The organism is Taklimakanibacter deserti (assembly GCA_003574785.1).
Genome location: QORU01000005.1, coordinates 1 through 24,265, shown reverse-complemented (window position 1 = coordinate 24,265; position 24,265 = coordinate 1). Strand labels below are relative to the sequence as shown.

At 62.9% G+C, this 24,265-nt stretch carries 24 protein-coding genes and 1 tRNA gene; 10 read left to right on the top strand and 15 right to left on the bottom strand.

The window, feature by feature from the left end:
- Positions 1 to 152 precede the first annotated feature (152 nt).
- The 6 genes from DS839_RS11110 to DS839_RS11085 all read left to right on the top strand — a co-directional run bounded on the left by DS839_RS11110 (position 153) and on the right by DS839_RS11085 (position 5,472).
- Entirely contained in the window at positions 153 to 305 is a 153-nt protein-coding gene (locus tag DS839_RS11110) for a DUF1127 domain-containing protein (protein WP_119270402.1), read from the top strand.
- A 285-nt stretch (positions 306 to 590) separates the two neighbouring features.
- Positions 591 to 1,151, top strand: coding sequence for a F0F1 ATP synthase subunit delta (locus DS839_RS11105; RefSeq protein WP_162918452.1), 561 nt, complete (start codon positions 591 to 593; stop codon positions 1,149 to 1,151).
- 2 nt (positions 1,152 to 1,153) lie between these two features.
- Complete coding sequence (gene atpA / locus DS839_RS11100) at positions 1,154 to 2,683, top strand: F0F1 ATP synthase subunit alpha (RefSeq protein ID WP_119270400.1); 1,530 nt, start codon at positions 1,154 to 1,156, stop codon at positions 2,681 to 2,683.
- Between the two features lie 36 nt (positions 2,684 to 2,719).
- Positions 2,720 to 3,598 carry a F0F1 ATP synthase subunit gamma gene (locus DS839_RS11095; protein WP_119270399.1) on the top strand — a complete coding sequence of 293 codons (879 nt, stop codon included), beginning with the start codon at positions 2,720 to 2,722 and terminating at the stop codon, positions 3,596 to 3,598.
- Positions 3,599 to 3,622: 24 nt separating this feature from the next.
- Positions 3,623 to 5,071 (top strand): F0F1 ATP synthase subunit beta, encoded by a 1,449-nt coding sequence (atpD, locus tag DS839_RS11090; RefSeq protein ID WP_119270398.1) that lies wholly within the window; start codon positions 3,623 to 3,625, stop codon positions 5,069 to 5,071.
- Positions 5,072 to 5,076: 5 nt separating this feature from the next.
- Entirely contained in the window at positions 5,077 to 5,472 is a 396-nt protein-coding gene (locus tag DS839_RS11085; protein ID WP_119270397.1) for a F0F1 ATP synthase subunit epsilon, read from the top strand.
- Positions 5,473 to 5,526: 54 nt separating this feature from the next.
- On the opposite strand, the gene DS839_RS11080 is transcribed toward DS839_RS11085, so the two are convergent.
- From DS839_RS11080 to obgE, 12 genes are all read right to left on the bottom strand, one after another.
- The gene (locus tag DS839_RS11080; RefSeq protein ID WP_119270396.1) at positions 5,527 to 6,822 is read right to left on the bottom strand and encodes a DEAD/DEAH box helicase; all 1,296 of its coding nucleotides are present in this window, start codon (positions 6,820 to 6,822) and stop codon (positions 5,527 to 5,529) included.
- A gap of 227 nt (positions 6,823 to 7,049) precedes the next feature.
- Complete coding sequence (locus tag DS839_RS11075) at positions 7,050 to 7,715, bottom strand: HAD family hydrolase (RefSeq protein WP_119270395.1); 666 nt, start codon at positions 7,713 to 7,715, stop codon at positions 7,050 to 7,052.
- Positions 7,716 to 7,793: 78 nt separating this feature from the next.
- Positions 7,794 to 8,291, bottom strand: a complete 498-nt coding sequence (locus DS839_RS11070) for an RNA pyrophosphohydrolase (protein WP_119270394.1) — start codon at positions 8,289 to 8,291, stop codon at positions 7,794 to 7,796.
- Positions 8,292 to 8,354: 63 nt separating this feature from the next.
- A complete protein-coding gene (locus DS839_RS11065; protein WP_162918451.1) occupies positions 8,355 to 9,494 on the bottom strand; it encodes a divergent polysaccharide deacetylase family protein in 1,140 nt (379 codons plus the stop codon).
- A gap of 340 nt (positions 9,495 to 9,834) precedes the next feature.
- Entirely contained in the window at positions 9,835 to 11,184 is a 1,350-nt protein-coding gene (locus DS839_RS11060) for a S41 family peptidase (protein ID WP_119270790.1), read from the bottom strand.
- Positions 11,185 to 11,198: 14 nt separating this feature from the next.
- A complete protein-coding gene (locus tag DS839_RS11055; protein WP_162918450.1) occupies positions 11,199 to 12,443 on the bottom strand; it encodes a murein hydrolase activator EnvC family protein in 1,245 nt (414 codons plus the stop codon).
- 123 nt (positions 12,444 to 12,566) lie between these two features.
- Positions 12,567 to 13,049 (bottom strand): 23S rRNA (pseudouridine(1915)-N(3))-methyltransferase RlmH, encoded by a 483-nt coding sequence (rlmH, locus tag DS839_RS11050; RefSeq protein ID WP_119270391.1) that lies wholly within the window; start codon positions 13,047 to 13,049, stop codon positions 12,567 to 12,569.
- Positions 13,050 to 13,060: 11 nt separating this feature from the next.
- Positions 13,061 to 13,429, bottom strand: coding sequence for a ribosome silencing factor (gene rsfS / locus DS839_RS11045; protein WP_368911494.1), 369 nt, complete (start codon positions 13,427 to 13,429; stop codon positions 13,061 to 13,063).
- Between the two features lie 159 nt (positions 13,430 to 13,588).
- Positions 13,589 to 14,224, bottom strand: a complete 636-nt coding sequence (locus tag DS839_RS11040; protein WP_119270389.1) for a nicotinate-nucleotide adenylyltransferase — start codon at positions 14,222 to 14,224, stop codon at positions 13,589 to 13,591.
- Entirely contained in the window at positions 14,221 to 15,501 is a 1,281-nt protein-coding gene (locus DS839_RS11035; protein ID WP_119270388.1) for a glutamate-5-semialdehyde dehydrogenase, read from the bottom strand. The genes DS839_RS11040 and DS839_RS11035 overlap by 4 nt, the downstream gene beginning before the upstream one ends.
- Positions 15,498 to 16,634 carry a glutamate 5-kinase gene (gene proB / locus DS839_RS11030; RefSeq protein WP_438816515.1) on the bottom strand — a complete coding sequence of 379 codons (1,137 nt, stop codon included), beginning with the start codon at positions 16,632 to 16,634 and terminating at the stop codon, positions 15,498 to 15,500. Before proB ends, DS839_RS11035 begins: the two co-directional genes overlap by 4 nt.
- Positions 16,622 to 17,668, bottom strand: a complete 1,047-nt coding sequence (gene obgE, locus DS839_RS11025; RefSeq protein WP_119270386.1) for a GTPase ObgE — start codon at positions 17,666 to 17,668, stop codon at positions 16,622 to 16,624. Before obgE ends, proB begins: the two co-directional genes overlap by 13 nt.
- 350 nt (positions 17,669 to 18,018) lie before the next feature.
- On the opposite strand from obgE, the gene DS839_RS11020 reads away from it, so the two are divergent.
- Positions 18,019 to 18,849, top strand: a complete 831-nt coding sequence (locus DS839_RS11020) for a transglycosylase SLT domain-containing protein (protein WP_162918449.1) — start codon at positions 18,019 to 18,021, stop codon at positions 18,847 to 18,849.
- Between the two features lie 197 nt (positions 18,850 to 19,046).
- On the opposite strand, the gene DS839_RS11015 is transcribed toward DS839_RS11020, so the two are convergent.
- The 3 genes from DS839_RS11015 to DS839_RS11005 form a co-directional block, all read right to left on the bottom strand.
- Positions 19,047 to 19,589 carry a GNAT family N-acetyltransferase gene (locus DS839_RS11015; protein WP_162918448.1) on the bottom strand — a complete coding sequence of 181 codons (543 nt, stop codon included), beginning with the start codon at positions 19,587 to 19,589 and terminating at the stop codon, positions 19,047 to 19,049.
- A 112-nt stretch (positions 19,590 to 19,701) separates the two neighbouring features.
- Complete coding sequence (gene rpmA / locus DS839_RS11010) at positions 19,702 to 19,968, bottom strand: 50S ribosomal protein L27 (protein WP_119270383.1); 267 nt, start codon at positions 19,966 to 19,968, stop codon at positions 19,702 to 19,704.
- Positions 19,969 to 19,980: 12 nt separating this feature from the next.
- A complete protein-coding gene (locus DS839_RS11005; RefSeq protein WP_119270382.1) occupies positions 19,981 to 20,661 on the bottom strand; it encodes a 50S ribosomal protein L21 in 681 nt (226 codons plus the stop codon).
- Between the two features lie 453 nt (positions 20,662 to 21,114).
- Here DS839_RS11005 and DS839_RS11000 point away from each other — a divergent pair.
- The 3 genes from DS839_RS11000 (at position 21,115) to DS839_RS10990 (ending at position 24,127) form a co-directional block, all read left to right on the top strand.
- A tRNA-Ser gene (locus DS839_RS11000) sits at positions 21,115 to 21,204 on the top strand.
- A gap of 509 nt (positions 21,205 to 21,713) precedes the next feature.
- A complete protein-coding gene (locus DS839_RS10995; RefSeq protein WP_119270381.1) occupies positions 21,714 to 22,433 on the top strand; it encodes a hypothetical protein in 720 nt (239 codons plus the stop codon).
- Positions 22,434 to 23,095: 662 nt separating this feature from the next.
- A complete protein-coding gene (locus DS839_RS10990) occupies positions 23,096 to 24,127 on the top strand; it encodes a methyltransferase (RefSeq protein WP_119270380.1) in 1,032 nt (343 codons plus the stop codon).
- The last annotated feature ends 138 nt before the right edge of the window (positions 24,128 to 24,265 follow it).

The window sequence follows — 24,265 nt, the reverse complement described above, 5'->3', positions numbered from 1 at the left end:
TCAAGTATTTAGGCCAGAGGATTGTTAAGGTTTCGTGAAGTCAGGGGGCACCTCAGCCATGTGAATTTCGCATTGCACAAAATGGTGCGACGCACCATATACAGGCTGTCGAAAAAGCAACCAACCACCCGTCAGTCCATAGGGGAAAGACCATGTTCAACTTCTTCAGCGACGGCTTCAAGCGCTGGAACCGTTACAACACCACCAAGCGTGAGCTCGACCTGCTCACCGATCGCGAGCTTGCCGATCTCGGCATCATGCGCTCCGACATCCCGCGCATCGCGCGCGAGAGCGTGAGCCGCTAAGCTTCGTCACAACGAATTTCATGAAGGGCCCGCCGGCGAACCGGCGGGCTCTTTGCATTTGCAGCGCCAGCCGCTGCATTGGCAGGGCGGATACTGCTTTCCCATTGCGGCAATCCGCCGTGCCTTCCTTGTTGCGAGTCTATTTCCCATGTGATAACCCACCGGCGCGGTTGTGAGCGGGACCCATGCCGCACGTGCTCTAGCAAGCACGATTAATCAATAAATTCAGGTGCTTCCGATCCAACGGCAATGGTTCGACAAGCGCGGGTTCGGCGGGGAGTTGTCGTGGCTCAAGGCGATCAGACAGTATCAGGCGTTCCAGGGCGATATGCGACCGCCCTTTTCGAATTGGCGCGGGAAGCCAATGGCGTCGACGCCGTCGGCGCCGATCTCGCAACCTTCCAGGCGCTGATGGATGAATCAGACGACCTGAAACGCCTCGTCCGCTCGCCCGTCTTCTCCGCCGAGGACCAGATTTCCGCTCTCGAGGCGCTGTGCGCCGAGGCCAATATCAAGAGCCTCGCCCTCAATTTCATCAAGCTCGTGGCGCAGAACCGCCGGCTCTTCGTCCTTTCCGACATGATCAAGGCCTACCGCACGCTGGTGGCCCAGTCGAAAGGCGAGATCTCGGCCGAGGTCACCTCCGCCGACACGCTCTCACCCAAACATCTCGACGACCTCAAGGCCGCCATCAAGGCGAGCGTGGGTCGCGATGTGCAACTCTCCACCCGAGTAGATCCCGCCATATTGGGCGGCCTTGTCGTCAAGGTCGGCTCGCGCATGGTGGACAATTCGCTCAAGACCAAACTGCAAAACCTCAAGATCGCGATGAAGGGGATCGGCTAATCATGGATATTCGCGCCGCCGAAATTTCCGCAATTCTCAAGAAGCAGATCAAGGACTTCGGCAAGGAAGCCGAAGTGTCCGAGATCGGCCAGGTGCTCTCCGTCGGCGACGGCATCGCCCGCGTCTACGGCCTCGACAATGTCCAGGCCGGCGAAATGGTCGAATTCCCCAACGGGATTCGCGGCATGGCCCTCAATCTCGAAGTCGACAATGTCGGCATCGTGATCTTCGGCTCCGACCGCGACATCAAGGAAGGCGACACCGTCAAGCGCACCGGCGCCATCGTGGAAGTGCCGGTCGGGCGCGAGTTGCTCGGCCGCGTGGTCGATCCGCTCGGCAATCCGATCGACGGCAAGGGGCCGATCACGTCGAAGGAACGCCGCCGTGTCGACGTCAAGGCGCCGGGCATCATCCCGCGCAGATCGGTGCACGAGCCGATGTCGACCGGCCTCAAGGCCATCGACGCCCTGATCCCGATCGGCCGCGGCCAGCGCGAGCTCATCATCGGCGACCGCCAGACCGGCAAGACCGCCATCATTCTCGACACCATCCTCAACCAGAAGCCGATCCATGTCGCGGGGCCCGACAAGGAAAAGCTCTACTGCGTCTATGTCGCCTGCGGCCAGAAGCGCTCGACCGTCGCGCAGTTCGTGAAGGTGCTCGAAGACAATGGCGCGCTCGAATATTCGATCATCGTCGCCGCCACCGCTTCCGATCCGGCGCCGCTGCAGTATCTCGCCCCCTTCGCCGGCTGCACCATGGGCGAATATTTCCGCGACAACGGCATGCATGCCGTGATCGCCTATGACGACCTCTCCAAGCAGGCCGTCGCCTATCGCCAGATGTCGCTGCTGCTGCGCCGCCCGCCCGGCCGCGAAGCCTATCCGGGCGACGTCTTCTATCTCCATTCGCGCCTTCTCGAGCGCGCCGCCAAGCTCAATGACAGCCTGGGCGCGGGCTCGCTCACCGCTCTTCCCGTCATCGAGACGCAGGCCAACGACGTGTCGGCCTATATTCCGACTAACGTGATCTCGATCACCGACGGCCAGATCTTCCTCGAGACCGACCTCTTCTATCAGGGCATCCGCCCGGCCGTGAATGTCGGCCTCTCGGTGTCGCGCGTCGGCTCCTCGGCCCAGGTCAAGGCCATGAAGCAGGTCGCCGGCAAGATCAAGGGCGAGCTGGCGCAGTACCGCGAAATGGCGGCCTTCGCGCAGTTCGGCTCCGACCTCGACGCCGCAACCCAGCGTCTGCTTGCTCGTGGCGCCCGCCTCACCGAGCTCCTGAAGCAGCCGCAATTCTCGCCGCTCAAGACCGAAGAGCAGGTGGTCGTGATCTATGCCGGCGTCAATGGCTATCTCGATAGCTTCCCGGTCAGCAAGGTGCGCGAATTCGAGGACGGCCTTCTGCGCCTCATGCGCGAGAGCCATGCCGATATCCTCAACGCGATCCGCGACGAGAAGCAGATTTCGGACGCCGTCGGCGAAAAGCTCAAGGCCGCTGTGGCGGGCTTCGCCAAGTCCTTCGCCTGATCATCCTGAACGAGGCTAGGAGCTGAAGGCAGGAAGATGGCAAGTCTAAAGGACCTCAGAAAACGCATTTCCTCGGTGAAAGCGACACGCAAGATCACCAAGGCAATGCAAATGGTGGCGGTGGCGAAATTGCGCCGTGCGCAGGAAGCGGCGCTGGCCGCGCGGCCCTATTCGGAGCGGATGGCGACAGTGCTCGCCAATCTTTCGTCCGCGATGGAGGGCCGCGAGGATGCCCCGCAGCTCCTGACCGGTACCGGCAACAACCAAACTCACCTACTTGTGGTCTGCACGGCGGAGCGCGGCCTATGCGGCGGCTTCAATTCCTCGATCGCGAGGCTGGCGCGCGAACATGCCGACCGGCTCGTGGCGCAGGGCAAGACCGTGAAGATCTTCACTGTCGGAAAAAAGGGCCACGACATCCTGAAGCGGCTCTATGGCCGCTATATCATCGACACCACCGATCTCCGGGCGGTGCGCACGCTGGCCTTCGCCGATGCCCAGGGCATCGCGCAGAAGGTGCTGAAGCTGTTCGATGAGGGCCAGTTCGACGTCTGCACGCTGTTCTTCGCCGAATTCAAGTCGGTCATCTCGCAGAAGCCGACGGCGCTGCAGCTCATCCCGGCAAGCGTCGCCGGCGGCAAGGCGCCCGATCTCGGCGGCGCCATCTACGACGCCGAGCCCGATGAAAACGAGATTCTGGCCGACCTCCTGCCGCGCAATATCGCGGTGCAGATCTTCCGGGCGCTGCTCGAGAACGCGGCCTCCGAGCAGGGCGCGCGCATGAGCGCCATGGACAATGCCACGCGCAATGCCGGCGACATGATCAACAAGCTGTCGATCAGCTACAACCGGCAGCGCCAGGCGCAGATCACCAAGGAACTCATCGAAATCATTTCGGGCGCGGAAGCGCTCTAGAGACACGACGGAAGGAACATCGAAATGGCAAAGAAACCCGCAAGCGCCACGGCCTCCGACAAGCCCGCAGGCCGCATCCGTCAGGTGACGGGGGCTGTTGTCGACGTGCAATTCGAGTCCCACCTGCCGCAGATCCTGAACGCGCTCGAGACGAAGAACGGCGATGTCCGCCTCGTGCTCGAAGTCGCCCAGCATCTGGGCGAGAACACGGTGCGCACTATCGCCATGGACACAACCGAAGGCCTGGTGCGCGGTCAGGAGGTCTTCGATACCGGCGGGCCGATCACCGTTCCCGTAGGCGACGAGACCCTGGGACGCATCATGAATGTCGTCGGCGAGCCCGTCGATGAGGCCGGTCCAATCAAGACCAAGTCGTCGCGCGCTATCCATCAGCCGGCGCCCGAATTCGTCGAGCAGTCGACGGAAGCGCAGATCCTGGTCACCGGCATCAAGGTCGTCGATCTTCTGGCGCCTTACGCCAAGGGCGGCAAGATCGGCCTGTTCGGCGGCGCCGGCGTCGGCAAGACGGTGCTCATCCAGGAGCTCATCAACAACATCGCCAAGACTCATGGCGGCTTTTCGGTGTTTGCCGGTGTGGGCGAGCGCACCCGCGAAGGCAACGACCTCTATCACGAATTCATCGAATCGGGCGTCAATCAGAAGGGCGGCGGCAAAGGTTCGAAATGTGCTCTCGTCTACGGTCAGATGAATGAGCCGCCGGGTGCGCGCGCCCGCGTCGGCCTCACCGGCCTCACCGTCGCCGAGCATTTCCGCGACCAGGGCCAGGACGTGCTGCTCTTCATCGACAACATCTTCCGCTTCACGCAGGCTGGTTCGGAAGTGTCGGCGCTTCTCGGCCGCATTCCCTCGGCGGTGGGCTATCAGCCGACGCTCGCCACCGACATGGGCGCCCTGCAGGAGCGCATCACCACCACGACCAAGGGCTCGATCACCTCGGTGCAGGCGATCTACGTGCCGGCCGACGACCTGACCGATCCGGCGCCCGCCACCTCCTTCGCCCACTTGGACGCAACGACGGTGCTGTCGCGCGGCATCGCCGAGAAGGGCATCTATCCGGCGGTCGATCCGCTCGACTCGACGTCGCGCATGCTCGATCCGCGTATCATCGGTGAAGAGCACTATGAGACGGCGCGCCGCGTGCAGGCTGTCCTCCAGCGCTACAAGGCGCTGCAGGACATCATCGCCATTCTCGGCATGGACGAGCTCTCCGAAGAGGACAAGCTCATCGTCGCCCGCGCCCGCAAGATCGAGCGCTTCCTGTCGCAGCCCTTCGACGTCGCCGCCGTGTTCACCGGCTCTCCCGGCGTCCAGGTCAAGCTCGAAGACACGATCAAGGGCTTCAAGGGCCTGTGCGATGGCCAGTATGACTATCTGCCCGAGCCCGCCTTCTACATGGTTGGTGCCATCGAAGACGCGGTCGAGAAGGGCAAGCGCCTGGCCGAGGCGGCCTGATCACCATGGCGCTCCACTTCGAACTCGTCTCGCCGGAACGGCTGCTCTTCTCGGGCGACGTCGTTGAAGTCGATATTCCGGGCACCGACGGCGACATGGGCATCCTCCCCGGTCACGCGCCGGTGCTCTCGACCTTGCGTCCGGGTGTCATCACCGTGACCAAGGAAGGTGGCGCCAAGGAGCGTATCTTCGTGCGCGGCGGCTTTGCCGAGGTCAATCCGCAAGGCCTGACCGTGCTCGCCGAAGTGGCGGTGCCGGTCGCCGAGCTCCATGCCGACCTCCTGGTGCAACAGGTCAAGGACGCGCAGGAAGACGTGGCGGATGCCCAGGACGACGAGACGCGCCGCCGCGCCCAGGAAAATCTCGACCACCTGCAGGCGCTGCAGAGCGCGCTGCAGTAAGCTTTAGCGAGACGTAAATGAAAAAGCCCGCCATTGGCGGGCTTTTTGTTGAGTCTAGCGGGAGTGGCCGCCGCCTTGGCGCTGCTGCCCGCGTGGCCGCCATTTGCCATTGCCGCCTTGCGGCTTCTGGCCGGGCTTCTTACGCCAGGAGGGTTTGTTCTGCTGCGGGCGATGATGGCCCTGTGGTGCGCCCGAGCGCTCATTCGCCTCTGGCGTGGCGATGCTCAGCGCATGCTGGACGACCGGAATCTTCTGGCGGATGGTGCGCTCGATATCGCGCAACAGCGGACGCTCTTCGTGATCGCAGAAGGCAACCGCTTCGCCCGAAGCCCCGGCGCGCGCGGTGCGGCCGATGCGATGGACATAGGAATCGGGCACGAAGGGCAGGTCGTAGTTCACCACATGCGACACGCCGTCGATATCGATGCCGCGGGCAGCGATATCGGTTGCCACGAGCACGCGCAATTTGCTGCTCTTGAAGCCCGCGAGAGCCCGCTCGCGCTGGCCTTGCGATTTGTTGCCATGGATGGCGGCCGCTTCGATGCGTTTCTGGATCAGGCCTTTCACCACGCGGTCGGCGCCGTGCTTGGTGCGGGTGAAGACGAGGGTGCGCGGCATGGCATTCTGCTCGAGAAGATTGAGCAGCAGGCTCAGCTTGTTGCGGGTCTCGACGTGGATGATGCTCTGGTTGACGCGCTCGGCCGTCGTCGCGACGGGTGTGATCTCGACACGCACCGGATCTCTCAAGAGCGCTGCGGCAAGGCCGGCGATCTCCTTCGGCATGGTCGCCGAGAAGAACAGATTCTGGCGCTTGGCCGGCAACAGGCCGGTGATCTTGCGGATGGCATGAATGAAGCCCAGATCGAGCATCTGGTCGACTTCATCGAGGACGAAAACCTCGAGCTTGGACAGCGACAGCACGCGACGGTCGATGAGGTCGACCAATCGTCCAGGGGTGGCGATCAGGACGTCGACGCCATTTCCGACGGTGCGGATCTGGTTGCCGATGGAGACGCCACCGAAGACGGTCGCCTGCGAAATGCGCAGGAATTTGCCATAGGTGCGGAAGCTTTCACCGATCTGGGCGGCGAGCTCACGCGTGGGCGACAGGATGAGGGCGCGGCAGGTGCCGCGGTCGGGGCGGCCCTTGAGCTTCGCCAGGCGATCGAGGATGGGCAGCGCGAAGGCGGCGGTCTTGCCGGTGCCGGTCTGGGCAATGCCCAAGAGGTCGCTGCCTTTCAGCAGTTCGGGGATGGCCGCCGACTGGATCGGCGTCGGGGTCTGATAGCCCTCGCTGTCCAATGCTTTGAGCAGGGCAGCGTTGAGGCCGAGTTCGTTGAACTTTGTCAAAATAGTACTTTCAGATTCGGAACGGATGAGCAGCACCGACCTGTCCGATTAGGGCATGCGCGATGAGGCGCAGACCCTGGGCGCGGCGCTGAAACCTTCCGCGTGACAGGAATGTTCGGGGGAGCCCTGTGAGAGCCGGACGGGGCGCCTAGTTGTGTTTGGCGCCACTTCACGCATCCGTTGGTATGCTGCGGGCAGGCGCTATATGGGCGCGTTGCCCCGGAAAGTCAAAGACTTAAAACGGCAGCAATTGCCGCAGGCAGGTCGGCATGCCGATCGACCACGGTTTTGGCGCCGAGCCGCGACAAGGCCTCGGCCGAGGCGGCGCCGTCATGGGCGAGGCCGGTGAAGCCGATAACCGTGCAGCCGGCGGCGACCGCCGAAGCGACGCCCGCTTTGCTGTCCTCTATGGCGAGGCAGGCCTTGGCCGGGACTTTGGCCCGCCTTGCGGCCTCGAGATAGACATCGGGTGCGGGCTTGGCGCGCGCGACATCCTCGAAGGTGATGATGCGGTCGCCGAAATAGCGCGTGAGCCCGGCGATGCGGAAGGCGGCCTCCACGCGGTGGCGCGGGCTGTTGGAGGCGACGCTCATCGGCAGCTTCATCCCTGCAAGCGTGGCGTGAATCCCGGGTGCCGCCGCAAGCTTCTTCTCATAGAGAGCAAGGAGGCGGCGGTTCTTGTCCGCGCTCACGTCAGGCGGCAGCTTGATGCGGTAATCGCTTTCGATCCTGTCGATGAAGGCTTCGAAAGTCAGGCCGATGAACTGCGCGCCCACTTCCGCGACGGTCATGGCGATGCCGTTCTCGGCCAGGATGTCGCGGTCGACTTCCATGGACAAGGGCTCGCTGTCGACCAGCACGCCGTCGCAATCGAAGATGATGTGCTTGAACATCAGGCGAGCGCGCCGGAATGGTTCGCAAGGGCGACGAGGAGCGAAACAGCCCGGTGGGTCAGCAGGCAAGGCACGATATCAAGCTCCAAGGTGGCGGAAGTCCGAAATCACCTTCTCATAGACCGCGCGCTTGAAGGGCACAATGACGCCCAGGATCTCGTCCATTTTCGCCCAGCGCCACTGGTCGAATTCCTGCTTGTGGCCGGGCGGCTTGAGATCGACCTCGCTGTCCCTACCGGTGAAGCGCAGGGCGAACCATTTCTGGGTCTGGCCGCGATATTTGCCGTTCCAGGATTTGCCGATCAGATGGGGAGGGAGATCGTATTTGTACCAATCGGGCGCTTCGGCGATCACCGCGGCCGAGGTGACCGAGGTCTCTTCGTACAATTCGCGCAAGGCGGCCTCGGCCGGATCCTCGCCCTTGTCGATGCCGCCTTGCGGCATCTGCCACCATTGCCCGGTGCCCTCGTCATTGGGCTTGTCGGCGCGCCTGCCGATCCAGACCAGTCCTTCGGGGTTGATCAGCATGACGCCCACGCAGGGGCGGTAGCCAGGCTCGGACTTCTTCTTGCTCATTTTGCTCTCTTGGCAATCTGCTCGGGAGACGGGTTGGATGGCCGCCTCAAGGGCGGCCACAGGCTAGCTCGCTCTTCCACGATAGGCAGCGCTGACGGGAACCAGCAATATGCCCTTTTCGGCGAGCGAACGCGACCATTGATCGATCGCTTCGATGGTGACCGCGAGCCCGGTTCCGGTGCCGATGGCAAAGCCCGATTCCCTGGCCTCGGCTTCGAGCTCGGCGAGCGCCTGGTCGATGGCCTCGGCACTTGGATCGGCATCGATCACCTTTTTGGCGTTCTTCACCGGCACGCCCACGACCTTGCCGACCTCGGCCGCCATGCTGCGCGGCGCCGTCCCGTCGTCGAGAAAGACGAGGCCGCGCTTCTTCAGCTCGGCGAGCACCGGCCGCAAGGCCTGCATCTCGCCCAGGAACCGCCCGCCCATATAGTTGGTGATGCCGACATAGCCGGCGAAACGCCCCATATGCCAGACGAGGGCGTCGAGATTGGTGTTGCCGTCGGCGCCGGCCATCAGGGTCTTGGGCCCGGGATTGGTGGCGGGATAGCCGAAGGGCTCGAGCGGCAGCTGCAGCAGGATCTCATGGCCCTGGGCACGGGCCTTGTTCACTTGCGCCTGCAGGTCATCGCCATAGGGCGCGAAGGCGAAGGTCACCTCGCCCGGGAGTTCCCGCGTGGCTTTCTGGGTGAGCTCCCGGTTGAGACCCATGCCGCCCAGGAGGATCGCCACTTTCGGCATGTCGGAATGAAGGACCCCCATCGCAACCGGGCGCGCATAGACGGTCTGCGGCTTGCGATTGCGCTCACCGATGCGCGGCAGCGCGCCGTAGGGTCCCGTCTCGCTCACCTCGGCAAAGGGGGCGGGCTTCAGGCTGCGGCGGGGCGACACGATGATCGCCGTTTCCGTCTCCACGGTTTCCTGCGGCTCCGCCTCCAGTATTTCGACCTTTTGCGCCTCGCCGCTGTCGACAGGCTCTTCGGCCTCGGCTGGCGCTTCCGGCGCCTTGTCGATGGAGGCGGTCTTGAGCTCTTCGACCGGTGGGATCCGGACGGTCACGATCGGTTCACCGGCATAAGGATAGGGGGTGCGGGCCAGGAAGGCGGCGGCAAGGCTCAGAAACAGGGCCGTCGCCAGCGACGCCGCGATCAAGGCAGAAGGACGCTTCGCCCAGAGCTTTTCGAAAGCCCCGCGTTTGCGCAAAGGTTGCCTTAATTCGTCGCGCCGCATTACCCGATTCGTCTCTCTCGCCCGCATGCTGCGCGAGGAAGGGTTAATGCCGCGTTTAACCCTTGAATCTTAACGGGATTTTCTACTTTAACTTGCGCATCGGCTTATCCGAAAACCGCGCACACTGCGCCTTGCGCATCGGCTTGCTCGCCGTCCCAGCGCCGCTTCACCGGCTTCGACTTGGCCGGGACCCGTTCGTAGCCCCTGGCCTTCGTGCTGTCCGAGCACCCTTCAGCCCGGGTTGCAAAACTGCAAAAAATCAGCGCGCGGCCGGGGAACCGGCCGCGCGCCATGATGGGAACCGTACTGATGATCAGTTGGCGTTGGTTTCGTCGCCCGAAGTTTTCGCCGGCTGATCAGGCTTGGCCTCCTTGGGCTTGGCGTTGCTCGCCACCTTGACGCCATGCAGGACGTCGATCGCCGCCTTCAACTGCACATCCTTGGTCTTGTCGTCCGGCACATAGGCGGAAGAGCCGCCGCCTTCATCGCCGCCACCCTCATTGGTGAGATGGCCCTTGAGGCTCGCCTCGCCCTTGGTGGAGGTGTCCTTGCCCAGAAGCTCGGGCGGCAGTTCCTGCTCGATGATCGTGTCGGGATCGATGCCCTTGGCCTGAATGGAGCGGCCGGCCGGCGTGTAGTAGCGCGCCGTCGTCAGCCTGAGCGCGCCCTGGGCGCCGAGCGGAATGATGGTCTGCACCGAACCCTTGCCGAAGGAGCGCGTGCCGATGACGGTGGCGCGCTTGTGGTCCTGCAGCGCGCCGGCGACGATCTCGGAAGCCGAGGCCGATCCGCCATTGATCAGCACGACGACCGGCTTGCCGTCGGCGAAATCGCCCTTCTGGGCGTTGAAGCGCTGCGTCTCGTCGGCATTGCGGCCGCGCGTCGAGACGACCTCGCCCCTGTCGAGGAAGCTGTCCGACACCGAGATCGCCTGGTCGAGCAGGCCGCCCGGGTTGTTGCGCAAATCGATGACATAGCCCTTGAGCTTGTCGCCGGTATCCTTCCTGAGCTGGTTGATGGCGGCCTCGAGGCCTTCCTGCGTCTGCTCGGTGAAGGAGGAGATGCGGATATAGCCGACATCCTTCTGCGGACCTTCGACCTCGGACTTGACCGATTTCACGCGGATGATGTCGCGCACCAGCTTGAATTCGAGCGGCTCCTTGGCGCCCTGGCGCATGACGGTCAAGGTGATCGGGGTATTGACCTTGCCGCGCATCTTGTCGACCGCTTCATTGAGCGACAGGCCCTGCACTTCGGCGCCGTCGAGCTTGATGATGAGGTCGTTGGCGAGGATACCGGCGCGGGCGGCCGGCGTATCGTCGATCGGCGACACCACCTTGACCAGGCCGTTCTCCATCGTGACCTCGATGCCGAGGCCGCCGAATTCGCCCTTGGTCTGCACCTGCATTTCCTGGAAACGCTTGGCGTTCATGTAGCTCGAATGCGGATCGAGCGAGGTCAGCATGCCGTCGATCGCGGCTTCGATCATCTTCTCTTCATTCGGCGGCTCGACATAGTCGGAGCGGACGCGATCGAACACGTCGCCGAACAGATTGAGCTGCTTGTAGGTGTCGGAATTCGACGCCGCGATGGCGCCGCCAAAGGCCTGCCACAGCACCGTCGCCGAAACCGCGCCGGCCAAAACCAAACCAATTGAACGCATCTTCATATCAGGCCTCATCCTCGGGCTTGCGCGAAGCCGCCGATCCACCAGGGTGACGAATCGATCGCTTCGCCGTTCTTCCGGAACTCAATATATAGTACGGGCCTGCCATCTTGCAGCTGGTCACCCGTCAGCGTCCCCGGTGCGGCGCTTTTTCCCATTATCCCTACAGGCTCTCCGGCTTGCAGAAATTGTCCCTGCTCGGCCGTGATTTCGCCCAAGCCTGCCAGGAGCACATGATAGCCGCCGCCGGTATTCAAGATCAAGAGTTGGCCATAGGAACGGAAGGGGCCGGAAAACTCGACCCGGCCGTCGACCGGGGTCACCACCTGGGCATCGGCCCGGGTGGCGACGAAGACCCCTCTGGTCGTGCCGCCGAAACCGTCCTTCGCCCCATAGGCCTTGAGAATCTGCCCTTGCGCCGGATATTGCAGCCGGCCCTTGATATCGGCGAAGGCCATGCGCGGCTGGAGCTTCTTGGCGGCTTCGATGCGCGCCTGGGCCTCCGCCTTGGCCTTGAGCTCGGCCGCCGTCCTCGCCTCGGCCTCGGCCCTGGCCTTCTCGGCGGCCTCGGCCCTGCGGCGCTCCTCCTCCAGCTGGGCGAGGAGCTGCTTCAGATCCTGTGCCTTGGCGGCGAGCTCCAGGGCGCGCTCCTTCTCCGCCTGGAGCCGCTCGGTCGTATCGGCGAGAAGCGATTTCTTGCGCGCCTGCAGGTCGGTCATTTCCTGGCGCGACTGCAAGAGGCGGGCGACATGGTCCTTGAGCCGCTCCTGCTCGCTCTTGGTCTGGGTCGCAAGGGTCTCGAGACGGGCGAGCTGGGCCGAAAGGGCGGCCGCATCCTGGCGCAGCTCCGGCACGATGGTGCCGAACATCATGGCGCTCCTGAGCGCCGAGAGGACATCGGTCGGGTCGACCACCAGAGCCGGCGGCGGGTTGCGCTCGATGCGCTGCAGGCCCGCCAGCAGCCGCGAAATCTCCTCGCGCCTCGCGGCCAGGCCCGAATGGATCCTGAGCTGCTCGGCGCTGAGCTCCTGCAGCCTTTCCTCGGCCGAGAGGATGGCCGCCTCGCGCGACTGGATCTTTTCCGCAAGCGCGATGAGCCTCTCCGACAAGGCCTCCTGCTCGCGCACGATCGCCTCGCGCTCCTGGACCATCTGCTCCTGCAAGGTCTTGGAGGCGTCGATCTGCTGCTCGATGGTGTTGAGATCATCCGCCGTCTGCGCCAGGGCCAGAGGCGCTGCGGCAGCAAGGGCCGCCACGGCCACCAGAACGGCACGAGAATTACGGAGGAGCAACGACATAGAGGGGCAAACTATCGGGCGGCCATGTCCAAAATGGGGCTTGAGTACGGCTTAATGGAATCACGGTCTAGTTACTTGTGGTCAGCCGCGATGATAGGGATGTTTCACCAAAATGGTGACCGCCCGGTAAATCTGTTCGGCGAGCATCGCCCGCGCCAGCCGGTGGGGCCAGGTCATGGGGCCGAAAGAGAGAAGCAGGCCGGCCTGACTTCGCGTCTGCAGCGCATGGCCGTCGGGCCCGCCAATGAGAAAGGTGACCACCCCCGTGCCCTGGTCGAGATGGCGCTTGAGAGTGAGGGCGAAGTCATCGCTCGACAGCGCCTTGCCTCTCTCATCGAGGACGACGCGGAAAGAAGGATCGGGACTTGCACCGGCAAGGAGGACGGCTTCCGCCGCCATGCGGCTTTTGGCATCCGGCAGTTTCGATTCGGGGAAGTCGCGACTCTGGATGTCGGTCACACCGCAGGAGCGTCCAAGGCCACGGGCGCGCGTCAGGTAATCGTCGAACAACGCCAATTCAGGGCCCGCCTTCAGCCGGCCAATGGCGAGGATATGAAGCTTCACTCGAGTCCGAGCTAGACCGCAACCCGTTCGTCCGGGGCGTGATCGGACCAGAGCTTTTCGAGATTGTAGAAGCTCCTGACTTCCGGCCGGAAGATGTGGACGATGACGTCGCCGGCATCGACCAGCACCCAATCGGCATTGGGCAGGCCTTCCACCTTCAGATCCCGGCGCCCGTCATGCTTGAGCCTTTCGACCAGCTGGTCGGCAATGGCGCCGACATGACGGTTGGAGCGGCCGGAAGCGACGATCATTTCATCGGCGATGACGGCCTTGCCATTGAGATCGATGGTGACAATGTTCTCGGCCTTGGCATCCTCGAGCTGGCTGAGAATGGTGGTGAGGAGAGGGTTCTTCGTCTTGCGCTTTGGCGCAGACTTCACCGCGACGGCGCGCTTAGGCGCGCCGTTCTTCTGTCTTGGCGCTGTCAGTGTGGATGTCCTCTTTAATAGGGCAGTTCTGCATAAGGACTGCGTCAGTTACCCTTTGGGCTACGACACCTAGAGAATAGGGTGGCGAACGATTCTATTCAAGCACCCACCTCATGACGCCGTCATGACGGATCTCCGGCGACGTAATCCGCCCTTCTGGGCGCGTTCGCGGATGGCGGTGGAACTTTCGGCCCGCAACGGCATAGGAATAAAGCACCAGGCCGGCGGCGTGGCGCCCGGCAGCTCCCGGGCCCTTTCGCTGGAAATCCTGCGGCCCTCATAGCGCAAGGCCGCCGGGCTCTCCAGCGCGCGCATGGAAAAGCCCGGCCGCGCCAGGATCGCCAGCGGGATCGTCTCGGGGATGTCGGTCCAGTCGTTCCAGTGGTGCAGATGGGCGAAACTGTCGGCGCCCATGATCCACACGAAGCGGCCGCGGCGCAGGACCGGCGCCAAGGCGGCCAAGGTGGCGGCGGTGGTGCGCGTGCCCAGTTGCTGCTCGAGATCGGTGACGATGAAGCGCGGGTGGCGCGCCACCTGGCGCGCCACTTTCAGGCGCTCGTCATAGTCGCGATAGCCATCGGCCTCCTTCAGTGGGTTTTGCGGCGAGACCAGCCACCAGATCCAATCGAGATCGAGCCGCTTCAGGGCATAGAGCGCGACGGCGCGATGACCGCCATGCGCCGGGTTGAACGAGCCGCCGAACAGCCCGATGCGCTGGCCTTCACCGAAGGGCGGCGGGACGATCACGGGCGGATCTGCCCTGTCCCCGAAATCTGGTATTTGAAGGTGGTCAACTGCTCGAGCCCGACCGGGCCCCTGGCATGCAATCTTCCGGTGGCGATGCCGATCTCGGCGCCGAAGCCGAACTCGCCGCCATCGGCGAATTGCGTCGAGGCATTGTGCAAGGTGATGGCGCTGTCGACTTGCGTGAGGAAGCGGCGCGCTGCCTGAGTGTCCTCAGTGACGATCGCGTCGGTATGCTGCGATCCGTAGTGGGCGATATGCGCCATGGCGGCGTCGAGCCCGTCGACGACCTTCATCGAGACGATGGCGTCGAGATATTCGGTTCCCCAGTCCGTCTCGCTCGCGGGCTTGACGCGCGCGTCGGCCGCTTGCGTCACGGCACAGCCCCTGATCTCGCAGCCCTCATCGCTGAGCGTCGAGATGAGCGGCTTCAGATGAGTAGCTGCACAAGCCTTGTCGATGAGGATGGTCTCGGCGGCGCCGCAGACGCCAGTGCGCCGCATCTTGGCATTGAGGACGATCGCTTGCGCCATGTCGAGCCGCGCCGCCTCATGCACATAGACATGGCAGATGCCTTCGAGATGGCTGAAGACCGGCACGCGCGCCTCCTGCTGCACGCGCGCCACCAGGCTCTTGCCGCCGCGCGGCACGATGAGATCGAGCGTGCCTTCGAGCCCGGAGAGCAGGAAGCCGACCGCTTCGCGGTCCTGGGTCGGCACCATCTGGATCGCTTCCTTGGGCAGGCCCGCCGCCGCGAGGCCCTCCTGCAAGGCGGCGACGATGGCGGCCGAAGTGCGAAAGCCGTCAGAGCCGCCGCGCAATATCGCGGCATTGCCGGATTTCATGGCGAGCGCCCCGGCATCGGCGGTCACATTGGGCCGGCTCTCATAGATGATGCCGATGACGCCGATCGGCACCCGCACGCGGGCGATCTTGAGGCCGTTGGGTCTGGTCCAGCGGTCGGTGACGTCGCCGACGGGATCGGGCAGGCCGGCGATCTCGTCGAGGCCCATCGCCATCATGGCGATCCGTTCCGGCGTCAGGGTCAGGCGGTCGATGAAGGAGGATTTGAGGTCCTTGGATTTGGCGGCGGCAAGATCGGCTTCGTTCTCGCGCGCGATGAGGGCCTGATCCCGGCGGATCGCTTCCGCCATCCGGACAAGCGCCTCGTTCTTGACGGCGGTTGAGGCCAGCGCCAGCGCTGCCGCGGCTTTCCGGGCGCCTTGTCCCATCGCCAGCAGCGACTGGCGCGTGTCGGCCTTGGTCTCGAGCTTGTTCATACGCGCGCTCCACCTGTCATCACCAGATCGTCACGATGCACCATCTCGTCGCGTCCCCTGAAGCCCAAGGCCTTCTCGATCTCGCTCGTCTTGCGGCCAAGGATCAGGGCCGCGTCGTCCTTGTCATAGGCGACGATGCCGCGGGCGATCTCGATCCCGGCCTCGCTTACAATACTCACCGCATCGCCCCTGGCAAAGCTGCCTTCGATGCGCCTGACCCCCGCCGGCAGCAGGCTCTTGCCCCGGCTCAAGGCGAGGGCGGCCCCCTCATCGATATGGAGGCGGCCCATCGGCACCAGGGTACCGGCGATCCAGCGCTTGCGCGACTGCAAAGGATTGGCGCCCGACAGGAACCAGGTGCAGGTCTCGCCCTCGGCGATCCGGCGGAAGGGATGGAGCCCGTGGCCCGAAGCGATCACCATGTTGCAGCCGGCGGCGAGCGCGATCTTGCCGGCCTCGATCTTGGTGATCATGCCGCCCGAGCCTACCCCTGAGACGGGCTTGCCCGCCATGGCCTCGATCTCGGGCGTGATCTCCTTGATCTCGGGAATGATCTTCGCCCCGGGCATTCCGGGGGGTGCCGTGTAAAGCCCATCGATATCCGACAGCAGCACCAGGCAGTCGGCCGACATCATGGAAGCGACGCGCGCGGCGAGGCGGTCATTGTCGCCATAGCGGATCTCGGACGTCGCCACCGTGTCGTTCTCGTTGATCACCGGCACGGCACCTTGCGCGAGCAGCATCGCCAAGGTCGAGCGGGCATTGAGATAGCGGCGGCGCTCCTCGGTGTCGTTGAGCGTCACCAGGATCTGGGCGGCGACGATGTCGTGCTTGCGCAAGGCTTCAGACCAGGCCTGGGCGAGCGCGATCTGGCCGACGGCGGCCGCGGCCTGGCTTTCCTCGAGCCTGATCGCGCCCGGCGCCAGCTTGAGCTTGCGGCGGCCCAGCGCGATGGCACCCGAGGACACGATGATGATCTCTTGCCCCAGGCGGCGCGCGTCGGCCAGATCCTCGCTCAGCGAGGCGAGCCAGGAGGCTTTCAGTGTCCCCGTCTTGCCGTCGACAAGGAGGGCCGAGCCGATCTTCACCACGATGCGGCGGGCTTTGCTCAGTCTTTCGCTCACGGCTGCCAGGTCTCGACCTTGATGTTGCGACTGGTCTCGTTCTTCTCGGCGAGACGCGTGTCGGTGATGACCTTGAGCAGCTTCTTCATCACCTGATCGACATTCTTGCCCGCGGCACCCGACATGGCTATCGGGGTCTTCTTGATGCGGCGCTTGAAATCGGCGAGCTTGCGGTCGAGCTCGTCCTCGGAAATCGCATCGATCTTGTTGAAGGCGATCACTTCCGGCTTCTCGGCGAGATGGCCGCCATAGGATTTGAGCTCCTTGCGGATGACGCGATAGGCCGCGGCCGGGTCATCGCCGGTGACGTCGATGAGATGGAGCAGCACGGCGCAGCGCTCGACATGGCCGAGGAAGCGGGTGCCGAGGCCATGGCCCTCATGCGCGCCCTCGATGAGACCCGGGATGTCGGCGAGGACGAAGCTCGATCCGCCGACCTGCACCACGCCGAGCTGCGGGTTGAGCGTGGTGAAGGGGTAGTCCGCGATCTTCGGTTTCGCAGCCGAAACGGCGGCGAGCAAGGTCGATTTGCCGGCATTGGGCAGCCCCAAGAGCCCGGCATCGGCGATGAGCTTCAATCTCAGCCACAGCCAGCGCTCCTCGCCCAACTCGCCCGGATTGGCGCGGCGCGGGGCGCGGTTGGTCGACGACTTGAAATGGGCGTTGCCGAAGCCGCCATTGCCGCCGCGCGCCAGGCGGATGCGGTCGCCGATCTTGGCCAGGTCGCCGATCAGCGTCTCATTGTCCTCTTCGAAGACCTGGGTGCCGGCGGGCACTTTTAAAACAATGTCGGGCGAGTTGGCGCCGGCGCGGTCGCGGCCCATGCCATGGCCGCCGGTTCGCGCCTTGAAATGCTGCTGATAGCGATAGTCGATGAGCGTGTTGAGGCCGTCGACGGCTTCGATCCAGATGTCGCCGCCGCGTCCGCCGTCGCCGCCGTCGGGTCCGCCCATCTCGATGAATTTCTCGCGGCGAAAGCTGACACTGCCGGCACCGCCATCGCCGGAGCGCACATAGATTTTCGCCTGATCCAGAAACTTCATAATTTTTGCCTAATTTCTCTGCGTTTTTTAGGATGATATCCTTAAACTTCTGCCCGCAAATTGCTCCGAGTGCATCTTATTTTCGTCACATCCCTTAGGCTTCTAAGAGGCTTCACTGCTGGTCGTGACAGGGACAGTACACCAGCGAGGGGATGTCTAAAACGACGAGGGACACCTGAATGAAGTCTGTTTACGCGCTGATTCCGGCTGCGCTCCTGGCCGGAACCGTTCTTTCTGCGCCGGTTGAAGCCAAAAGAACGGAAGACCCCAGTGTGCATGCCGAGCGTCTGAGCTCGAAGCAAAAATACTTCAAGACCATGGCTGCCAAAAAGCCAGGCAAAATCAATAGGGTGGGGGAAGTCAGAACGCGTAAGGCCAAGACCGGAACGGTGAGCGAGGTGCGCAAGGCGGCAAGCGAGCCACGCAAGGCCGCGGCGAGCCTCAAGCCGCGCAAAGTCGCCGCGGGCAGGAAGCGCAAGCTCAGCACCGTTGCCGCGCTGAAGCAGGTCGAGACCAAGACGCACCGGCCCGTCACCGTCGTGGCGCCGAAGCAGCTCGAGATCAAGACGCGCAAGCCCGTCACGGTCGCCGTACCGAAGCAGCTCGAGATCAAGACGCGCAAGCCCCGCACCGTTGCCGCGCTGAAGCAGGTCGAGACCAAGGCGCGCAAGCCCATCACTCTTGCCCAGCCGAAGGGAACCGAAACCAAGTCGCCTTTCGATATGATGTCGATGACCAAGACGCTGCGCAGCGGCCCGCGCGTGGTGCGAAAGCTCGGCGACGGCAAGGCGAAGTCGCTGGCGCAGGAGGAGTTGCGCATCGACGGCCAGCGCGACATCGAGGTCACGCAGGTCATCCGCGAGATGGCGCCGTCCTATGGCGTGCCGACCTGGTTCGCGCTGCGCATCGCCAATGTCGAATCCGGCTACAATCCTTATGCGCGCGGACGCGCCGGCGAGATCGGCATCTATCAGCTCAAATGCCAGACGGCGCGCGGCATGGGCTTCGAGGGCGATTGCTCGGGGCTCACCGACGTGCGCACCAATGTGCGCTGGGGGCTCAAGCATCTTTCGCTCGCCATCGCGTCCTCGGGCGGCAACCTGCGGCTCGCCGCGTCCAAGCACAATGCCGGGCTCGGCCGCAAGTCGCTGGTGCACAGCTACATCGCGAAAGTGTTCTGATCCGATAGAGCGCCCCGGCGCTCCATCGTTTTGCGCATCGGCTTGTCCGAAAACCGCAGAGCGCGTGATCAGGAAAAGTGGGCGCCGGTTTTCCGTCCGATCACGCGCCAAATTAGAGACAGGATGGCCACCTCGAGGGCGGCCATGAACTTTTCGGGCCGATGCTCTATCGTCCTGTTTTGCGCGCGCATCCCTCCTCATGCGGCGAGCCCCTGCCAATGCTCGCGCGTGAGGTGGAAACGATGGCCCGGCAGTTTCGCCTTCAACACCAGAGAGTCGATCTCATAGCGGCCGACATGCTCGAAGCCGGCCTTTTCGAGGATCCGGCGCGACGCATGGTTCTGCAACCGGCAGCCGGACGTGAGCTTCGCGTGCCTGTTGACCGTGAAGGCATGAGCGACGACGGCCTTGACCGCCTCGCTCATATAGCCCTTGCCCCAATAGGGTTCGCCCAGCCAATAGCCGAGCTCGGGCTCCTCTTCGCCGCGCAGCTCATAGCTGCATACGCCGATGAAGATCTCCCCAGGCTTGAGGTACAGGCCGAAGATCCCTTCGTCATCCTGCCTGGCATTCACCCAGCTTATGAAATCGCGCGCATGCTCGATCTTGTAAGGATAGGGCAGGCGCGACAGCATCACGGCGACCTTGTAGTTGTCGGCGAGCGCCGTCAGGGCCTCGGCGTCGCGCGCGGCCACGGGTCGCAAGATGAGGCGGTCGGTGATGAGCGTGTTCTTGTCCATGGGTCTGCTCCAAACAAAACGGGGAGATGGTCTGCCCATCTCCCCGTTTGCTGAAACATTCCTCATTCGCACCGGATCGATGAGCCCGGTGGAACGATTGAAACCACCGGTATTATTCCGCGGCTTTCGGCGGCGTTACCGACACGACTTGCTTGTTGTTCTTGCTGGCGCGGAAGGTGACCGTGCCGGCGACAGTAGCGAAGATCGTGTGGTCGCGGCCGATGCCGACGCCCGTGCCCGGATGCCATTTCGTGCCGCGCTGGCGCACGATGATGTTGCCCGGGATGACGGCCTCGCCGCCGAAATGCTTGACGCCGAGACGGCGGCCTGCCGTGTCGCGCCCGTTGCGGGATGAACCGCCTGCTTTCTTGTGTGCCATGAGGGGTTCTCCTTATTCCTTGCTCTTCTTAGGCGCCTTGGCCTTCTCGGCCTTGGCTTCCTTGTCGACCTTGGCGCGGGGCGGCTTGCCGGCCGCGAGTTCCTTGGCCTGCGCGGACCATTCCTCGCGCGCGATGCGGCCCGGCATCTTGATCTCGGCCTCGATCTTCTCGATCTCATCCGCGCTCAGATTGGCGATCTGGGCATAGGTCGTGTAGCCCAGGTCGTTCAGGACTTTCAGGATCTTCGGGCCGACGCCGCCGATGAGAGCGAGATCATCGACCTTCGCCTCGCCCACGGGGGCAGCGAGAGGTGCCGCTTCCGCCTTGGCGGGCTTGGCTTCCGCTTTCTTCGCCGCCGCCTTCTTATCGGGCTTGGCGCCGCCGGTCAGGATCTCGGTGATCCGGACCGAGGTCAGGTCCTGGCGATGGCCGTTCTTGCGGCGGAAATGCTTGCGGCGGTGCTTCTTGAAGATGATGACCTTGGGGCCGCGCACTTGCCCGATGATCTCGGCGGCGACGGTGGCGCCGGCGACGAAGGGAGCGCCGACATCGACACTGCCATCATTGGCGACCATCAGCACATCGGTGAATTCGACGATGTCGCCGGCTTCTCCGGCGAGCTTTTCGATCTGGATCTTGTCTTCGGCCGCAACGCGATACTGCTTGCCGCCGGTCTTGATGACTGCGTACATGACTGTTCCTTTTCCCGCGCCCATCGGCGCCGCCTTGCGAAAAGAAGGCGGACTTCGGTCAGATCGTTTGAGCCTGAGGCAGCGATATTAAAATTGCGGGGTCAGCTTTCGCTCCCGCAAGTCGGCGCGGTTCTAACGAGAGGCACATATAATGTCAAGAAATCCGTAGATTCGGGGGCGGCGGCGCCCCGTCGATCCCAGAAATACAGGGAAGATACAGGGAAAATCGCGAAATTTGCCCAGCCAGGCGGCGGGAAGCGTGCAATTATCCAATGATTTCAACCGACTGTTCTCAAGAAGCGGTTGGGCCCGAGCAGGGAAGTCCACCCCGTCCGGCAGGGCGCCGCAGCCGCCGACGCGGAAAAATGCCTCATCTTTCTGGCCGGGGTTGCCCGAAGGGGTTTCATTCGCTATCTACCCCGCGCCGCCCAAAGGCGCGCCTCATGATCTTGCGGAGAGGTGGCTGAGCGGTTGAAAGCACCGCACTCGAAATGCGGCATACGGGCAACTGTATCGGGGGTTCGAATCCCTCCCTCTCCGCCATCTACTCATGCTATCTAATTGAATTTCCAGGTGATTTCGATATTATTGGCCAGTGCGACCTGGCTCCGTCCTAGTTTCAGCTACGTTTGGCGGGGCCGACCACCCTCCATGGCACGGCAGTCTCCGCAGTGGCGGAAGCCGCGAGGCTCAGGGCGATGGCAAAGAGGGTAGCGTCATGGAGGCATGACGAATATGCGCCGAGCAAATTGGCGGCGCCAGCCCGCCATTGCGAAAGTATGCTACGCTTACTCAGGTATCGGGTGCGCCACAACTTGCTGAGCTTGTTACCTAACTCGAGTCTACTCTTATCAGTTGCTCCGCTCCCGGCCATTGTGGCAGCCAATTGGCGACCAAGAGCAGTCATTTTCATTTGAGGCGCGGAGCTACGTGCGGTTCGAAAGCGGCATGGTGCGATCCCGGAGCAGCGGGTTCAAGAGAAGGATTTACTGATCATTAACCCTGATCCTTATAGGATTAAGGCGCGGGCGGCCGGTAGAGGGAGATCATCAATGCCCATCCTGTTTGGAGCCGCATCCGTTCTAATAGTGCTCGTCAGTTTGCTGTTCTTAGGCTGGAAAGCGTGCTCGGTACATCGGGCCCCAAGTCCCCAAAGGGATGATAAAGCCGGCAAACTGCTGATGCAGCGTACCCGGTACGCACTTAATCAGAACAGTGTACCTGCTGAAGCCGATACCCTCAATGTGATCAAGTTCGCAATCACGGCCCGTGTATCAGGAGCGCCGGCCGGCGCCGTCCCTGAGCCTGCAAATGAGTCATCATCTTCTCCTAGCGATACGCCTCAGAGTGACCGCCCTGGCGATGATGCCGCCATCGCCAAGAAGACCGCAGCCCGCCAAATGCCGAGGTCAATCGCCCGCCGCCGCAACGATCCCATTGGGCAACAGGCTATGGCCTATGCAATACGGCATCCAGAGCCGGGCAGGCGAGGGGTGAGGAATACAGAGTTGTCCGAGCTTGCCAACCAACTGGGCATCAAGAAACGCTCGCTAAATGATCGAATCTATAAAGCCCGGCTCGTCCTTCGTTACAACCAGGACGCCGTGCCGCTTGTGATGAACGGGGCACTGAGCTTATGGAAGGCGCATGATAAGGCGCTCGACTTAAGGCGCCGGAAAAACGCGGAAATGACAGATCAAACACGCGAAAAATCACAACCTCGGTATGTTGGTCCCCCGTCTGCACCGGCGGAGTTCGCCAAAGCGGCATAGCATTTTCGAACACAGGCCCTCGGGCACGCCAAGTTCAGCACCGCGAAGGCGAAGGGCTGCTCGTCGGCCACACCTGCTTTGCGCCATTCGAAGAAGCCACCGGCCAACACGAGGCAGCGACGCCCCGCCTCCAGGCGCCCTTGAATGCCGGCTTGGTATCGACGCTTGCGGCACGGCTTCCCGCTCCGCCTCGAGTCCGCTCCGCACCTCTTGCTCTGGTGCATGGGAAAGTTCTGCATGGGCTTGATCCTCTGATTTCTGTGAGACACCCCCTCCACCCTGGACACTTCCGACTATGGCTTGTCCGCCAGCGTTCACCGTCACGTGTTCGACCCGTACTTTCTGCTGCCCTTTGCCTCTGTGCTTGTCCAAGGCCTCCATGTGAAGGGCGAATGTGCGAGAGAGTTTATTTGCGAAGTTCAGGTTTTGCTGGCGTCCAGCGAAGGTTTGTTCCGAAATCATGGCCCGGCGAAAACACTCCATCGCCGCATTGTGGCAACCAATCATCTGAGCGACTAAATGGCAACCGTCGGCACGAGCGAGGCAGTTGAGGTGACAATCTCGGCGCCCAACGGAGACTTCACTGGCATTGTGTGGCATGTTGAATCCCGGCGACCGACACCGGGGAGCGGGCCACAGTATGCTTAGCAGCGAGGTGAGCAATGCCGACGGTACATGGTGCATCGGAGGAATTTGCCGAAATGGCGATCCTTGCCCGGTCTTTCCAGACTTCGAAAATGCTCGAGGTGGCGGTGATGCTCGAATTGGCTGACCGGATCAACGACAGGCCGCGGCATGCACATGAGTTGGCTAGCGAGTGCGGAGCCGAACCGGAAATGCTCCTGCGTCTCTGTAGGGCCTTGGCCGCTTTCGGGATCTTCACAGTGGATTCTGAAGGGTATGTCGGCAATTCTCAGAAATCACGTTGGCTTCGAAAAGATACCCATCCGACGCTCCACCACGCTATCCGGTATTGGATGATGCCAAGCACCTGGACGGTATGGGGCAACCTGGAACATGCTGTCCGCAGCGGTAAGGCTCCTTTCGAGTCCATTTTTGGAATGCCGTACTTCGACTATCTGAAGACTCAACCGGCACAGGCCAAACTATTCGACAGCCACATGCAAAACAGCCCCGATGACAGACACGCGGCAGTTGTTGAAGCCTATGATTTCTCCGGCGCCGCATCGGTTGTGGATGTCGGTGGCGGAAACGGCGCGCTTCTGGCAGCCATATTGGCGGCCAACTCCGGAGTTCGCGGAGTGTTGTTGGATCAAGAGCCCGTGGTGCTGGCTGCAAACTCGATTCTTGGACCCCTTGCGCAACGTTGCACCATTCACCCGGGCAGTTTCTTCGACAGCCTTCCGGCCGGCGGCGATATCTACATGCTCTCGCAAATTCTGCACGACTGGAATGACGAACGCTGCCTGAAGATTCTCGCAAATTGTCACGCCGCAATGAACAAAGGCGGCCGTCTCTTGGTCATCGAACGGGTTCTCGACGCGGCACCCAGTCAGTCGAATCGAATGGACTATTTCACCGATATGCACATGATGATGCTGTTTCCGGGCGCGAAGGAGCGAACATCGAAGGAGTTCGCTCGACTCTTTCGTGAGGCTGGCTTTTCTGAACCAGGATTGATACGCACGCGTTCGCCCTATTGGATTGTCGAGACGCGGCCGGCTTGCTTTTAGCCCAGATAGCTCGGCGGCTTCAGAGGACTACCGAATCTAGAAAGTCGACCGTGAACAATCCGGATTTCACGCGGCGGCGGGATTGAGAACTCGCGCCTGAGCAACCCAGACTTCCAGCATCAGACGCAGCAAGAGCCT

Bases quoted from the DNA above. Each gene is read 5' to 3' on its own strand.
- DS839_RS11110 (WP_119270402.1), top strand. From the start codon at position 153: ATGTTCAACTTCTTCAGCGACGGCTTCAAGCGCTGGAACCGTTACAAC.
- atpA (WP_119270400.1), top strand. From the start codon at position 1,154: ATGGATATTCGCGCCGCCGAAATTTCCGCAATTCTCAAGAAGCAGATC.
- DS839_RS11095 (WP_119270399.1), top strand. From the start codon at position 2,720: ATGGCAAGTCTAAAGGACCTCAGAAAACGCATTTCCTCGGTGAAAGCG.
- atpD (WP_119270398.1), top strand. From the start codon at position 3,623: ATGGCAAAGAAACCCGCAAGCGCCACGGCCTCCGACAAGCCCGCAGGC.
- DS839_RS11085 (WP_119270397.1), top strand. From the start codon at position 5,077: ATGGCGCTCCACTTCGAACTCGTCTCGCCGGAACGGCTGCTCTTCTCG.
- DS839_RS11075 (WP_119270395.1), bottom strand. From the start codon at position 7,715: ATGTTCAAGCACATCATCTTCGATTGCGACGGCGTGCTGGTCGACAGC.
- DS839_RS11070 (WP_119270394.1), bottom strand. From the start codon at position 8,291: ATGAGCAAGAAGAAGTCCGAGCCTGGCTACCGCCCCTGCGTGGGCGTC.
- DS839_RS11060 (WP_119270790.1), bottom strand. From the start codon at position 11,184: ATGCGTTCAATTGGTTTGGTTTTGGCCGGCGCGGTTTCGGCGACGGTG.
- DS839_RS11035 (WP_119270388.1), bottom strand. From the start codon at position 15,501: ATGAACAAGCTCGAGACCAAGGCCGACACGCGCCAGTCGCTGCTGGCG.
- obgE (WP_119270386.1), bottom strand. From the start codon at position 17,668: ATGAAGTTTCTGGATCAGGCGAAAATCTATGTGCGCTCCGGCGATGGC.
- DS839_RS11015 (WP_162918448.1), bottom strand. From the start codon at position 19,589: ATGGACAAGAACACGCTCATCACCGACCGCCTCATCTTGCGACCCGTG.
- rpmA (WP_119270383.1), bottom strand. From the start codon at position 19,968: ATGGCACACAAGAAAGCAGGCGGTTCATCCCGCAACGGGCGCGACACG.
- DS839_RS11005 (WP_119270382.1), bottom strand. From the start codon at position 20,661: ATGTACGCAGTCATCAAGACCGGCGGCAAGCAGTATCGCGTTGCGGCC.
- DS839_RS10995 (WP_119270381.1), top strand. From the start codon at position 21,714: ATGCCCATCCTGTTTGGAGCCGCATCCGTTCTAATAGTGCTCGTCAGT.
- DS839_RS10990 (WP_119270380.1), top strand. From the start codon at position 23,096: ATGCCGACGGTACATGGTGCATCGGAGGAATTTGCCGAAATGGCGATC.